Here is a 12,998-nt window from a genome sequence, read left to right as displayed (position 1 = left end):
CCTATAATCGCCACGGCATTCCGCCGCGCCGCTTGTACGCCATCTGTGGAAACTCCTCTGAAACAGCGACTGATTGGTGCCATCGTTCTGGTGGCGTTGGCCGTGATTTTCCTGCCGATGCTGGTCAAAGGACCGGCGCCGGACAGTGGTGTGCAGGACGTGCCGCTGAAGGCGCCGATCGCGCCGTCCGAGGGCCAGTTCGAAACCCGTGAGCTGCCGCTGGTGACGCCGAGTGCGCCGCCCGGTGGCGCACTGGGTATGCCCGTCGCGCAGCCGGAAACGGCCGCCGCCGCGCCGTCCACCGGGCAGCCGGGTGCCAAGCTGCCGCCGGCAACGGCGGCCGGCAACTACGCGGTGAACTTTGGCGCCTACGCCACCGAGGCCGATGCCGATGCGGTCATCGCTCACCTGAAGAAATCCAATCTGCCGGGCTTCCGCCAGGCCGACACCATCAACGGCCGCCAGGCCTGGCGCGTGCGCATCGGTCCGTATGCCGATCGCGCGCAGGCCGAGTTGGTGCGTCTGGAAGCGGGCAAGGTGCGCAACGATGTGAACGCGCAGGTGGTCGTACTCAATGCCGATGCGGCCACGCCGGCCGCGGCGCCCGAGGCGGTGGCCAGTACCCCGGCCGCCGCCCCGCCGCCGGCACCGGTGCGGACCGAGACCTTGCCGCCCGAACCGGCCAAGCCGGTTGCCGCCGCGCCCAAACCCGAATCCAAACCGGCGCCGAAGCCGGAAGCGCCCAAACCCGCACCGGCCAAACCGGTCGCCGTCACGCCTGCTCCGGCAGCGGCGCCCAAGCCGACGGTTCCGGCGGCCAGTTCGGTCGGGTTCGCCGTGCAGCTGGGCGCGTTCGGCCAGGCTGCCGATGCCAATGCGCTGCGCGACAAGGTGCGGGCGGCCGGTTTCAGCGCCTTCGTCGAGCAGGTGCGCACCGACAACGGCGTGTTGAACCGCGTGCGGGTCGGCCCGGTGGCCAGCCGCGCCGATGCCGAGCAGCTCAAGGCGCAGGTTGCCGCCAAAGTGGGTATCGCTGGCATGGTCCGACCGCATCCCTGATGCGCGTTGACCTGAGCGCTCCCGTCGCCCGCTTGCCGGCCCGGCCACGCGCCCCAGGTGGCGCATGATCGACCTGCTGCTGCTGGCGGTGATCGGGGTGTCGGCCCTGCTGGGCCTGATGAAAGGTTTCGTCGGCATCGTGGTCGGCACCGTTTCGTGGCTGCTGGCCGGCTGGGCGGCCTTCCAGTTCGGCGATCGCGCCGCGCACTGGCTGGCCGAAGGCGCGCAGCCCTCGATGACCAATTACCTCGGCGGCTATGTGCTGGTCTTCATCGGCGCGATGGTGCTGGTGGCGCTGCTGGGCATGGCGGTGCGCAGCCTCGTCCAGGCGACCCGGCTGACCGGTACCGACCGTGCGCTGGGATTTGCGCTGGGCGCGCTGCGCGGCGCCTTTTTCAGCTGCCTCCTGATCCTGCTGATGGGCTTCACGCCGATGCCGCGCGAAGCCGCGTGGCAGCAATCCCTGCTGTTGCCGTTGCTGCTGCCGGCTACCGGCTGGATGCGTGCGCAATTGCCGGACTTCCAGATGCCGGAGGTGGACGTGGGCGGACTGTCTGCGCCGGAGCCAGGCAAATATGCGCGATTGGACGTGGGCAAGTTGCCCATCGCAGGCGATAATGCGGCCCTGAACGAGATGATGAAGGGCGGCGTGCTGTCGCAGGTGGTGTCCAGGGCGCTGACAGGTGCCACTGGCCAGGCCGCGGATGCAGACGACCAGGACCCGGCGAAGGCGTTGCCTTCCAATATCGATCCGGCGCAGGTGCGCCCGGGTCACCCCGATCCGGCACGGGTCGAGTCCCCCGGCCAGGTAAGGCCACCTTCACGTTAACGGGCATCGCCCAGCGGAGATCGCGCAACATGTGTGGCATCGTCGGAATCGTCGGCAACCAGAACGTCGCCGGGCAGCTCTATGACGGTCTGACCGTCCTCCAGCATCGTGGCCAGGATGCGGCCGGTATCGCCACGGTCGATGGCACCCGTCTGCGCGTGGAGAAGGCCAATGGCCTGGTGCGCGACGTGTTCGACGAGCGCCGCATGCAGGTGCTGAAGGGGCGCATCGGCATCGCCCACGTGCGCTATCCCACCGCCGGTTCGGAGGGCACCGACGAGGCGCAGCCGTTCTACGTCAATTCGCCCTACGGCATCGCGCTGGCGCACAACGGCAACCTGATCAACACCGAAGCGCTGCGCAAGCAGGTGTTCGAGGCTGATCGCCGCAACATCAACACCGATTCGGACAGCGAAGTGCTGCTGAACGTGTTCGCCTATGAGCTGGACGCGCAGCGCATGCTGACCCCGGAAGCGGCGATCCGCGCGGTGGCCGGTGTGCACCGTCGCTGCAAGGGCGGCTATGCGGTGGTCAGTGTGGTGCTGGGCCTGGGTCTGGTGGCGTTCCGCGATCCGCATGGCATCCGTCCGCTGGTGCTGGGCAAGCGCAGCCATGCCGAAGGTGACGAGTACATCGTCGCTTCCGAATCGGTGGCGCTGGATGTGCTGGGCTTCGAGCGCGTGCGCGATGTCGCGCCGGGCGAAGCGGTGGTGATCACCGAGCGCGGCGAGCTGTTTTCCGAGGTCTGCGCCACCACCACGCAGCAGACGCCGTGCATTTTCGAGTACGTGTACTTCGCGCGCCCGGATTCGATGATCGACAACGTTTCCGTGCACAAGGCGCGCATGCGCATGGGCCAGAAGCTGGGCGAGAAGATCCTGCGCCTGCGTCCGGACCATGACATCGACACCATCATCCCGATTCCCGACACCTCGCGTGACGCCGCCCTGGAAATGTCCAACGTGCTGGGCGTGAAGTACCGCGAAGGCTTCGTCAAGAACCGGTATGTCGGCCGCACCTTCATCATGCCGGGGCAGGGCGAGCGGGTGAAATCCGTGCGCCGCAAGCTCAATCCGATCCATCTGGAGTTCCGCAACCGGGTGGTGCTGCTGGTGGACGACTCGATCGTGCGCGGCACCACCAGCCAGCAGATCGTGCAGATGGCGCGTGACGCCGGCGCGCGCAAGGTCTACCTGGCCAGCGCCGCACCGCCGGTGCGTTACCCGAACATCTACGGCATCGACATGCCGGCCGCCGAAGAGCTGATCGCCCACGAGCGCAGCATCGAGGACATCGAAAAGCACCTGGGCTGCGACTGGCTGATCTACCAGGATCTGGAAGACCTGGAAGCGGCCGTGCGCGAGGGCAATCCCGAGCTGAAGGCCTTCGATTCGTCCTGCTTCAATGGCGAGTACGTCACCGGCATCGAGTCGGGCTACTTCGAACGCATCCAGCAGTTGCGTTCGGACGAAGCCAAGAACCAGCGCCGCGCCTGATCCATGCACACCGGTTGTGCCGCCGCCGACGGCATGCCTGCGGTCGATGATCTGCTGCAGGCCGCGCAACTGTGCCTGGTCGAGGCCGACCCGCTGCGCAAGGTGGCGCTGACCCAGCATTTCGCCGCGCGGTTCCGTGCCGGGGGACTGAAGCTGCCGGCACAGGCATCCGATCCGCAGCCGATCCGCATGCCGGGGCGGCCACCGCAGCTGGTGCTGGTGCATCCGCGCGACGTGCCGCGACGCGGGCTGGGTTCGCCGGAAGGACGCGCGGCCTTCATCCACGCCATCGCCCATATCGAACTCAACGCGATCGATCTGGCTTGGGACGCGGTGTACCGCTTCCGTGGCCTGCCGGGCAGTTTCTATGCGGACTGGGTCAGTTGCGCGGACGATGAATCGCGCCACTTTGTGCTGTTGCGCGAGCGGCTGCGGGCGCACGGCCACGACTACGCCGATTTCCCCGCGCACAACGGCCTGTGGGAGATGTGCGAGAAGACCGCGCATGACGGGCTGGCGCGCATGGCGCTGGTGCCGCGGGTGCTGGAGGCGCGCGGGCTGGATGTCACCCCGGCGATGATCGGCAAACTGCGCTCGCTGGGCGATGACGCCACCGCCGATGTGCTGGAGGTGATCCTGCGCGAGGAAGTGGCGCATGTCGCCGCCGGTTCGCGCTGGTACCGCTGGTACTGCGAGCGCGAAGGCGTCGAGCCGCGTGAGCGCTTCAAGCAGCTGCTGGGCGAATACGCCCACGGCTATCTGCGCGGGCCGTTCAATCTGGAGGCGCGGCTGCTGGCCGGCTTCGATGACGAGGAACTGGCCGATCTGGTGGAGCAGGCGGGCTGAGCGCTGCCGCTTGCTGATGTTGCCAGGTGACGCTGCCGGCGCGCACGGCGTTGCTTGTCAGCGAATGAAGCTGTGTCGTCCGCAGAGGCGTGCCGCCCCCGACCACGGCCCGGTAGCTTCCGCCTTGACCTGATCCATGGCCCAGCCCAGTATCGGCGCGGTTGATCGTGCCGACGAGGCGACGTCGGTGCCACTGGGCTGCGTGCAATGGAGTGGGCGATGACAGATCCATACAACAGCAATCCCTATCAAGCGCCGGCATCGGTGGCGCAGCCACCCTCACCGCCACGCGCCATGCAGCGCGACGCCATTGCGCAGGCGGATGTGTCCGATACCTGGAAGCGGCGTTTCCGCACGATAGAAGCCGCCGGTGGACCAAAGCTGCCCAGGTTCAAAGAGCTGCCATTTGGTGAGCGCGCCGGCATCCAGTTCAACATCCTCGCTTTTCTGTTCGGGCCGTTCTACTTCCTGGCCAAAGGGTTGTGGCGGCAGGCGCTGGCGTACGTGATCATCGCCATCACCTGCGTGCTGGTTATGGAATTGATTGGCTTGGGTAAGTTCGCCAACGGTGTCGGTTACGTTTTCGCTGCCCTCTATGCAACGCGTGCCAACATCAGCTATTACCAGCGGGTGATACAGCAGCAGGCGCTGTGGCTGTAGGGTTGAGGTCCGTCATTGCTCTCAAGGATCTGAAATGAAGCATTCGCCTCTCTGGCTGGTCGTGCCGATGCTGGCTCTGCTGGGCTGTGCCCGGCAGGCGCCCGGACCGGTCGCCGCTGCGCCCTCCGCGTCGTCTTCCGCGATCACCGCGCCGGCTGCTGCCGATGACTATCCGGCCGTTCTGCAGGCCTCCGGTACCGAGCCGTTCTGGGGCGTACGCGTGGAGGGTGCGGCGCTGGACTACACCACCCCGGACACCCAGCAGAGCCCGCGTCATTTCGAGGGGACGCGTGAGGTGCGCGACGGCCGCCTGCGGGTGCAGGGCGGTGAAGGGCAGGACGCATTCCGCCTGACCATCGAACGTGCGACCTGTTCGGATGGCATGTCCGATCTGCCCCATCCCTACACGGCGGAGTTTGTGCTGGGTGCGGAAACCCTCAAAGGCTGCGCCCGAGATCCGGCGGTCCCGGTGCCCGCACCCTGAAACAGCAACGGCAGCCGCGAGGCTGCCGTTCCGTTGTTGGGCCAGGTGGCGCTTAGGTCTAGCCCAGCGCATCCAGCGTGAAGCCATCGGCATCCACGCGCAGTACCGAGCCCTGTTCGTACCAGTCGCCCAGCACGATGCGGGTGCAATCGCGTCCGCCCACCTTCAGCGCATGGATCGCCGGGCGGTGGGTGTGGCCGTGGATCATGGTGTCCACCCCGTAGCGCTGGAACGTCGCAGCGACTTCGGCCGGGGCCACGTCGGTCACGGTTTCGAACTGGGCGCGGTCGCCTTCCTTCATTTCCGACTGGTGGGCCTGGCTGGCCGCCCGCGCCTGCTGGGCGAAGGCAATGCGGGCCTGCAATGGCTGCGACAGGAACTGGGCCTGGAAGGCCGGGTCGCGGGTCTGCGTGCGGAAGGCCTGGTAGGCGGTGTCATCGGTACACAGCAGGTCGCCGTGCTGCAGCAGCACCGGTTTGCCGTACAGCTCGATCACCGCCGGGTCGGGCAGGATGCGCATGCCGGCACGGGCGGCATAGTCGTTGCCGAGCAGGAAATCGCGGTTGCCGCGGATGAAGTACACCGGGACACCGGCGTCGTGGAGTGCGCGCAGGGCGGTAGCCACCGCATCGGCCGCGCTGGAGGGCGTGTCATCGCCGATCCAGGCTTCGAACAGGTCGCCGAGGATGTACAGCGCCTGGGCCTGGCGCGCCTGGTCACGCAGGAAATCAAGGAACAGCTCGGTGATGGCCGGACGGCTCGGGTCCAGGTGCAGGTCGGAGATGAACAGTGTCGTCATGCTCCGCATTGTAGGGGCTGTTCACCCGGCGGACAGGGGGGCGAGGTGCACGGAGAGGCCGCCGAGCCCCAGACCGATGCCGGTGGCGGCCAGCACGTCGCTGGGATAATGCAGCCCCAGCACCACGCGCGAGAGCGCCACGCCGGCGCAGAACGGCAGCAGCAGCGGCGCCAGCTGCGGGTAGTAGGCCAGCGCCACCCAAGTGAATGCCACGGCATGCAGTGTGTGTCCGGACGGAAAGCTGTATTCGTCCAGGGGCGCTATCCAGGCGCGGATGCGCAGGTCGGCGGCGAACGGACGCGGGCGCCGGGTCCAGCGCTTGAGCCCTTTGTACAGCGCCAGCGCTGCTGCACCGGTGAGCGCCATATGGAGGGCGGCGCGCAGCCCGTCTAGTCCGTCGGCCAGCACCAGCGCGACCATCAGCACATACCAGAACACCCCGTCACCGAGCCGGCTCAGCACCGAAAACAGCGTGCGGATACCGCGGCGGCGGCCGTAGCGGTTCGCCCGCCGGCACCAGCGGGCCTCGCGGGCGAGGATGCCCTCAGGCGGCCGCATCGGTGTGCCTTTGCGCGGCCAGCTCCTGCAGCAGCGCCTCGAACTGGGCCACGACCTGTTCCGGATGCAGCCGCTGCATCGCGCGGCGGGCGTTGGCGCCGAGCGTGGCACGCATCTCGTCATCGCCGGCCAGCTGCACGGCGGCGGCGATGAAGGTCTGCTCGTTGTCCACCGCCACCCCGCTGTGACCGTTTTGCAGATGCTCGCCTGCGGCGCCGTAGTTGAAAGCCACCGTCGCCACGCCGCTGGCCATGGCCTCCAGGGTCACATTGCCGAAGGTTTCGCTGCGGCTGGGGAACAGGAACAGGTCACCGCTGGCAAAGTGCCGGGCCAGCGCCTGGCCGCGCTGGATGCCACAGAAGATGAAGTCCGGGTTTTCATACGCCAGCCGCTCGCGCAGCGGGCCATCGCCCACCCAGACGAACCGCGCCCGCGGCTGGACCTGCTGGATCCGGCGGAACGCCTTGACCGCCAGCCCGAGGTTCTTTTCGGCGGCGATCCGGCCGACGTGGATCGCCACGAACCCCTCGCCTTCGATGCCCCAGTCGGCGCGCAGCGCGGGATCGCGTTGGCACGGATCGAACTGGCGGCCATCCACCGCCCGGGCCAGCAGGCGGGCGCGGACGAAGCCCTTGTGCTGCAGGAACTGCTGCAGTTCGCGGGTGGGGACCAGGGTGGCCTGGCACTGGTTGTGGAAGCGCCGCATCCATGCCAGTGCGGTGCTCCGCAGCCAGGGTGCGCCGTAATCGGCCAGATATTCATCGAAGCGGGTGTGCAGCCCGGAGGCCACCGGAATGCCGAGCCGCCGCGCGGTGCGCAGCGCCGACCAGCCCAGCGGGCCTTCGGTAGCGATGTAGACCGCATCGGGGCGGTGGCACTGCCACTGCCGGGCCAGCAGCCGCGGCGCGGGCAGGCCAAGGCGCAGGCCGGGATAGCGGGGCAGCGGCGCACCATGCACCAGAAGTTCATGCGTGGCGGCCGGATGCGCACCCTGGCGCGGGCGGATCACCTCCACCGCATGGCCCCGTGCGCGCAGGCCCTGTTCCAGCCCCTGTACCGTCAGGGCGACGCCGTTGACCTCCGGCGGATAGGTCTCGGTGACGATGGCAAAGCGCATGGCGGCCTCCGGCGTTTGAGCCGAGGATGCCGGGCGGGTGTGGCGGCAGGATGTCGCGCAGATGCCGGCGCTGTGACAGCCGGCCCGTGCTCAGGCGATGAATGGCTTGAAGCTGATACCTAGGCCGGTCATGCCGTCGACCTCGCCGATCAGGTCCGCGCGCAGCAACGGGCGAGCATCGATATAGGCCTGGGCCAGTACCAGCGACAGGTTGTCACCGTCTGCCGACAGTTCCAGGGTCGGAATCGGATCGGCTTCGTGGGCACGGTGCAGCAGCACGGCCAGGCGCAGCAACGCGGCCAGGCGCCGGGCCGGCATCAGCAGGCGGTCGGGCAGGGCCTCGAAGGCGGATTTGGGCACGTTGCGGCGGTGGGTGCGTACCAGGGCCGCCAGCAGCTGCTGTTCCTGCCGTGAGAAACCGGCGATATCCGAGTTCTCCAGGATGTAGCTGCCATGGGTGTGATAACCGCTGTGGGCAATGGCCAGGCCGATCTCGTGCAGGCGTGCGGCCCAGCCCAGCATCAGCGCATCATCGGTTTCCAGATTCCACAGGGCGGCGACCTGTTCGAACAGACGCTGCGCAGTAGCCTCCACGCGCTGCGCCTGCGTGCTGTCGATGCCGTAGCGGTGCATCAGCGCGGCGACGGATTCATCGCGCAGGTCGTTCTCGCTGGCACGGCCGACAATGTCGTAGAGGATGCCCTCACGCATCGCGGCCTTGCTGACCTGCAGTTTCTGCAGTTCCAGCGCCTGGAACGCCGCCTCCAGCACGAGGATGCCACCGGCGATGATCGGCCTGCGCTCGTTGGACAGCGTGGGCAGGTCGATCTCGTCGATGTGCTTGGCGCGCAGCAGTTCCTCGCGCAGCAGCGGCAGCGCCTCGGCGGTGATCGCCCCTTTGCTCAGCTTCATCGCCGCGCACATGTCGCTGATCGCCTTGTGCGTGCCGGACGAACCCAGCGCCTCGTTCCAGCCCTGCACCTTGTACTTGGCGGCAAACGGCTGGAACTCGGCGCCGATCTCGGTCAGCGCGTCCTTCCAGCGCTTCTTGCTCAGCTTGCCGCCGGGAAAGAAACGGCGGGTGCTGGCGATGCAGCCGGCCTGCAGGCTTTCACGTTCGATCGTCTCGAAGCCGCGGCCGATGATGAATTCGGTGGAGCCGCCGCCGATGTCGATCACCAGCCGCTGCTGGCCCGGGTGCGGTGGCTGCGCGTGGGCCACGCCCAGGTAGATCAGGCGTGCTTCCTCGCGGCCGCTGACCACTTCGATCGGGTGGCCCAGCGCGGTTTCAGCCGGCATCAGGAACGCCAGCGGCGAGCGCAGCTTGCGCACGGTGTTGGTGGCCAGCGCGCGCACCCGCAACGGCGGGATGTCGCGGATACGCTGGCCGAAGCGGGCCAGGCATTCCAGCGCGCGCTGCCGTGCCTCCGGTGACAGCCCGCCTTTGCCGTCCAGGCCATCGGCCATGCGCACGGTTTCGCGCAGGCGGTCGACCACGCGCAGCTGCCCCAGCAGATAGCGGGCAATGACCATGTGGAAGCTGTTGGAGCCCAGGTCGATGGCGGCCAGCAGGTCGCCTTCCTGCAGGGGCGGGGGAGTCGTGGAGGACAGTGGCATGGCGGAATGGTAGCCGATGGCCGTGCGCGGCCGTCACCTGCTGATGACAGCCGTTGCTGGCCGGCGCCTCAGACGCCGGCCAGCAGCGTCATCTGCGCCGAATGCGGCGGTTCGCCGTTGCCTGGCGCGCACTTGCGGTAACGGCCGTCGGCCTGCAGTTCCCAGGCGTTGAGGTTGTCATCCAGATAGTTCTGCAGGGTTTCACGATACACGCGGCGGGCGACCTCCGCATCGAGAATCGGGAAGCAGGTTTCCACGCGGCGCAGCAGGTTGCGTTCCAGCCAGTCGGCGCTGGCGCAGAACAGCTCCGGGGCGCCGTTGTTGCCGAACCAGTACACGCGGCTGTGCTCCAGGAAACGCCCGACGATGGAGCGCACGCGGATGTTGTCCGAAATACCCGGGACGCCGGGGCGCAGGGTGCAGGCGCCGCGCACGATCAGGTCGATCTGCACGCCGGCCTGCGAGGCGGCATACAGCGCGCGGATCACCTGGGCCTCGTTGAGGGCGTTCATCTTGGCGATGATGCGCGCCGGCTTGCCCTCCTGCGCCAGCCGGGTCTCGCGTTCGATGCGCTTGATCAGCCCGGCATGCAGGGTGAAGGGCGATTGCAGCAGGCACTTGAGCTTCATCTTCGGCGCCAGCCCGGACAGCTGCTGGAACAGCAGGTGCACGTCGTTGCCGATGTCGGCATTGGCGGTGATCAGGCTCAGGTCCGTGTACGCGCGGGCCGTGCCGCTGTGGTAATTGCCGGTGCCCAGGTGCACGTAGCGACGCAGTTTGCGGCCCTCGCGGCGCACGATCAGCAGCATCTTGGCGTGGGTCTTGTAACCGACCACGCCGTAGACGACCTGCACGCCGGCGTCCTGCAGGCGGTCGGCTAGGCCGAGGTTGGCCTCCTCATCGAAACGCGCGCGCAGCTCGACCACCACGGTGACGTCCTTGCCGTTGCGCGCGGCCTGGATCAGCGCCTCGACAATCCCCGAATCCTTGCCGGTGCGGTACAGCGTCTGCTTGATCGCCAGCACGTTCGGATCCACCGAAGCCTCGCGGATCAGGTCCAGCACGGTGCTGAACGAATCGAACGGATGGTGCAGCAGGATGTCGTTGCCGGCCACGCTCTCGAAGATGCCCTCGGCGGTCTTGAGCACGCGCGGTGACATCGGCGGGTATTTCAGGTCCGGCCGGGTGAGCAGGTCATACACCTGGATCACCCGGTTGAGGTTGACCGGGCCGTCGATGCGGTAGGCCGCGTTTTCGGGCAGGCCGAAGTTCTGCAGCAGGGTCTGCATGATCGGCTTGGGGCAGTCGTGCGCGATCTCCAGCCGCACCGCCGGCCGGTAGCCACGGTCGGCCAGTTCATCGCGCAGCGCCAGCGCCAGGTTCTCCACTTCCTCCTCGTCCACCACCAGCTCGGAGTTGCGGGTGACCCGGAACTGGTAGGCGCCCTGCACATCCATGCCGGGGAACAGCTCGTCGACGAAGGCCGACAGCACCGCCGACAGCAGCACGAAGTTCTGCGGGCCGCCGAGCGATTCGGGCAGCTGGATGATGCGTGGCAGCGAGCGCGGCGCACGTACCAGCGCCAAGTGGCCGGCGCGGCCGAACGCATCGGTGCCCTTGAGCACCACGACGATGTTCAGCGACTTGTTGAGGATCTTCGGAAACGGGTGCGAGGGGTCCAGTCCCAGCGGCGAGAGCACCGGCATGATCTCGTTGCGGAAATAGGCGCGCAGCCAGCGGCGCTGGCGTGGCGTCCAGGTCCGGTTGTGCAGGATGCCCACGCCGGCCTCGGCCAGTGCCGGGCGCAGCACCTCGTTCCAGCAGTGGTACTGCTGCTCGACCAGTTCGGCGGCGCGGTCGTGGATCGCGCCGAGGATGGCCTGCGGGCCCAGGCCGTCCGGTGCCGGGGGCAAACCGAACTCCTGCGCGTGGCGTACCGCGGCGGCGCGGATCTCGAAGAATTCATCCAGGTTGGTGCAGGAGATGCACAGAAAGCGCAGCCGTTCCAGCAGCGGCACCTGCGCGTCCATGGCCTGGGCCAGCACGCGGAAATTGAAATCCAGCTGCGACAGTTCCCGGTTGATATACAGCGCCGGATCGCGCAGCGGATCGGTGCTGACAAACGTGGGCGACGGAGGCGAAACGGGAGGAGTCATGCCGGGGGATCTTCCGTGAGAGCTGGCGACAGCGGAGCCGGTCGCGGGCGGACGTGTTCAGCATCGAAGTGGCAGGCAAAGGTGCTGCCCTGGCCGACTTCACTGCGGATTTCCAGGCGTGCCTGGTGCAGGCCGAGGATGTGTTTGACGATGGACAGGCCCAGTCCGGTGCCGCCGCTTTCGCGCGAACGGCTGCTCGACACGCGGTAGAAGCGCTCGGTCAGGCGGGGCAGGTGGCTGGCCGGAATGCCATAGCCGGTATCGGTGACGGCGAGCACCGCACCGCCGTTCTCGCGGGCAAAGGTCAGGGTGATGCGACCGCCAGCCGGGGTGTAGCGCACCGCGTTGGTGACCAGGTTGGAGAAGGCGCTGTGCAGTTCCTTGTTGGAGCCGGCCAGGTCCACCCCGGCGTTGTCTTCGATCCTGATGGTATGGCGTCCCTGGCTGTGCGCCTCGGCTTCGCGCCGCAGCGACACCAGCATCGGCGTCATCGCCACGGTTTCCAGTTCGGTGTGCTGCTGCGATTCCAGCCGCGACAGCGTCAACAGGTCTTCCACCAGTTGCGCCATGCGCTGGGACTGCTTGCGCATCTCCATCAGCATCGGGCCGGTACCGGGGAAATCCTCCGGCTCCATCATGTCCAGATAGCCATGTACCACGGTCAAGGGCGTGCGCAGCTCGTGCGAGACATTGGCGACGAAATCGCGGCGTACCTGCTCCAGATGCAGCAGCTTGGTGACGTCGCGGGCGACCAGCAGCCAGTGGTGGTCCGAATAGGGAATCAGCCGCAAGTGCAGGCGGATGCCCGAATCCACCGGCGAGTTGGCATCCAGGATCGGCTCGGCGTTGCGGCCACCGGCCAGCCAGTGCGCCAGCGGCAGCGGCTGCAGGCGTTCGACCAGCGCCGCGCCCATGTCGTGCGGATGCTGCAGGCCGAGCAGGGTGGTCGCCGCCTCGTTGAACCACTGCACACGCTGGGTGTTGCGGTCCACCACCACCACCGCATCGGGCAGCGCGGCAGCGGCGGCGCGGTAGCTGCGCAGCATCTGCAGCAGGCGCCGCTTGCGCGCGCGCATCTCCTGCTGGTTGCGGTACAGCAGGCGGTCCAGTTCGTTCCAGACGCCATTGCCGTTGATGGTTTCCCAGCGCTGGCGCGCGGTCAGGCGCAGCAGCACCTGCCGCAGGCGCCAGTAGTGCCACGCCAGGATTCCCAGCGCGGCGGCCGCGACGGTCAGCCCGACGTGGCCGACCAGTGCGCCCAGCAATCCGGCCAGCAACAACAGCGCGGCCACGGCGGCCAGCGTCTTCAACCAGGCGGATCGGAATTGGCGGGGCATTGCGTTCTCGGGTGGTGCGGATGGATCCGTCGAAATGACT

The 12,998-nt window shown here is 67.7% G+C and carries 12 protein-coding genes; 6 read left to right on the top strand and 6 right to left on the bottom strand.

Annotated features, from left to right (window positions below; translation table 11 throughout):
* Nucleotides 1-45: 45 nt before the first annotated feature.
* The 6 genes from ARC78_RS05160 to ARC78_RS05135 all read left to right on the top strand — a co-directional run bounded on the left by ARC78_RS05160 (nucleotide 46) and on the right by ARC78_RS05135 (nucleotide 5,374).
* On the top strand, nucleotides 46-1,059 hold the full coding sequence (locus ARC78_RS05160) for an SPOR domain-containing protein (RefSeq protein WP_057505867.1): 1,014 nt from the start codon (nucleotides 46-48) through the stop codon (nucleotides 1,057-1,059).
* Between the two features lie 64 nt (nucleotides 1,060-1,123).
* Nucleotides 1,124-1,888 (top strand): CvpA family protein, encoded by a 765-nt coding sequence (locus ARC78_RS05155; RefSeq protein ID WP_054659392.1) that lies wholly within the window; start codon nucleotides 1,124-1,126, stop codon nucleotides 1,886-1,888.
* Nucleotides 1,889-1,917: 29 nt separating this feature from the next.
* Nucleotides 1,918-3,384, top strand: coding sequence for an amidophosphoribosyltransferase (purF, locus tag ARC78_RS05150; RefSeq protein ID WP_054659395.1), 1,467 nt, complete (start codon nucleotides 1,918-1,920; stop codon nucleotides 3,382-3,384).
* Nucleotides 3,385-3,387: 3 nt separating this feature from the next.
* Nucleotides 3,388-4,230: a ferritin-like domain-containing protein gene (locus ARC78_RS05145; RefSeq protein WP_054659397.1), complete on the top strand. Its 843-nt coding sequence runs from the start codon at nucleotides 3,388-3,390 to the stop codon at nucleotides 4,228-4,230.
* A gap of 207 nt (nucleotides 4,231-4,437) precedes the next feature.
* Nucleotides 4,438-4,890: a DUF2628 domain-containing protein gene (locus ARC78_RS05140; RefSeq protein ID WP_241772671.1), complete on the top strand. Its 453-nt coding sequence runs from the start codon at nucleotides 4,438-4,440 to the stop codon at nucleotides 4,888-4,890.
* Between the two features lie 34 nt (nucleotides 4,891-4,924).
* Entirely contained in the window at nucleotides 4,925-5,374 is a 450-nt protein-coding gene (locus tag ARC78_RS05135) for a COG3650 family protein (RefSeq protein WP_057505866.1), read from the top strand.
* A gap of 58 nt (nucleotides 5,375-5,432) precedes the next feature.
* On the opposite strand, the gene lpxH is transcribed toward ARC78_RS05135, so the two are convergent.
* From lpxH to phoR, 6 genes are all read right to left on the bottom strand, one after another.
* Nucleotides 5,433-6,173, bottom strand: coding sequence for a UDP-2,3-diacylglucosamine diphosphatase (lpxH, locus tag ARC78_RS05130; protein WP_054659401.1), 741 nt, complete (start codon nucleotides 6,171-6,173; stop codon nucleotides 5,433-5,435).
* A gap of 21 nt (nucleotides 6,174-6,194) precedes the next feature.
* Nucleotides 6,195-6,731: a phosphatase PAP2 family protein gene (locus tag ARC78_RS05125; protein ID WP_057505865.1), complete on the bottom strand. Its 537-nt coding sequence runs from the start codon at nucleotides 6,729-6,731 to the stop codon at nucleotides 6,195-6,197.
* On the bottom strand, nucleotides 6,718-7,848 hold the full coding sequence (locus ARC78_RS05120; protein WP_057505864.1) for a glycosyltransferase family 4 protein: 1,131 nt from the start codon (nucleotides 7,846-7,848) through the stop codon (nucleotides 6,718-6,720). The genes ARC78_RS05125 and ARC78_RS05120 overlap by 14 nt, the downstream gene beginning before the upstream one ends.
* Nucleotides 7,849-7,938: 90 nt before the next feature.
* A complete protein-coding gene (gene ppx / locus ARC78_RS05115) occupies nucleotides 7,939-9,459 on the bottom strand; it encodes an exopolyphosphatase (RefSeq protein WP_172675078.1) in 1,521 nt (506 codons plus the stop codon).
* Nucleotides 9,460-9,533: 74 nt separating this feature from the next.
* The gene (ppk1, locus tag ARC78_RS05110; protein WP_057505863.1) at nucleotides 9,534-11,621 is read right to left on the bottom strand and encodes a polyphosphate kinase 1; all 2,088 of its coding nucleotides are present in this window, start codon (nucleotides 11,619-11,621) and stop codon (nucleotides 9,534-9,536) included.
* Nucleotides 11,618-12,958 carry a phosphate regulon sensor histidine kinase PhoR gene (gene phoR / locus ARC78_RS05105; RefSeq protein WP_054659075.1) on the bottom strand — a complete coding sequence of 447 codons (1,341 nt, stop codon included), beginning with the start codon at nucleotides 12,956-12,958 and terminating at the stop codon, nucleotides 11,618-11,620. Before phoR ends, ppk1 begins: the two co-directional genes overlap by 4 nt.
* Nucleotides 12,959-12,998 lie beyond the last annotated feature (40 nt).

It is taken from the genome of Stenotrophomonas pictorum JCM 9942 (genome assembly GCF_001431585.1).
In the GTDB taxonomy this organism is placed as follows: domain Bacteria; phylum Pseudomonadota; class Gammaproteobacteria; order Xanthomonadales; family Xanthomonadaceae; genus Stenotrophomonas; species Stenotrophomonas pictorum.
Note: the sequence above shows the minus strand (reverse complement) of the source record. Positions and strands in the feature narration are given on the sequence as shown.

Excerpts from the sequence above, each read along its gene's own strand:
- ARC78_RS05155 (WP_054659392.1), top strand. The coding sequence starts at position 1,124 with ATGATCGACCTGCTGCTGCTGGCGGTGATCGGGGTGTCGGCCCTGCTG.
- purF (WP_054659395.1), top strand. The coding sequence starts at position 1,918 with ATGTGTGGCATCGTCGGAATCGTCGGCAACCAGAACGTCGCCGGGCAG.
- ARC78_RS05145 (WP_054659397.1), top strand. The coding sequence starts at position 3,388 with ATGCACACCGGTTGTGCCGCCGCCGACGGCATGCCTGCGGTCGATGAT.
- ARC78_RS05140 (WP_241772671.1), top strand. The coding sequence starts at position 4,438 with ATGGAGTGGGCGATGACAGATCCATACAACAGCAATCCCTATCAAGCG.
- ARC78_RS05135 (WP_057505866.1), top strand. The coding sequence starts at position 4,925 with ATGAAGCATTCGCCTCTCTGGCTGGTCGTGCCGATGCTGGCTCTGCTG.
- lpxH (WP_054659401.1), bottom strand. The coding sequence starts at position 6,173 with ATGACGACACTGTTCATCTCCGACCTGCACCTGGACCCGAGCCGTCCG.
- ARC78_RS05125 (WP_057505865.1), bottom strand. The coding sequence starts at position 6,731 with ATGCGGCCGCCTGAGGGCATCCTCGCCCGCGAGGCCCGCTGGTGCCGG.
- ARC78_RS05120 (WP_057505864.1), bottom strand. The coding sequence starts at position 7,848 with ATGCGCTTTGCCATCGTCACCGAGACCTATCCGCCGGAGGTCAACGGC.
- ppk1 (WP_057505863.1), bottom strand. The coding sequence starts at position 11,621 with ATGACTCCTCCCGTTTCGCCTCCGTCGCCCACGTTTGTCAGCACCGAT.
- phoR (WP_054659075.1), bottom strand. The coding sequence starts at position 12,958 with ATGCCCCGCCAATTCCGATCCGCCTGGTTGAAGACGCTGGCCGCCGTG.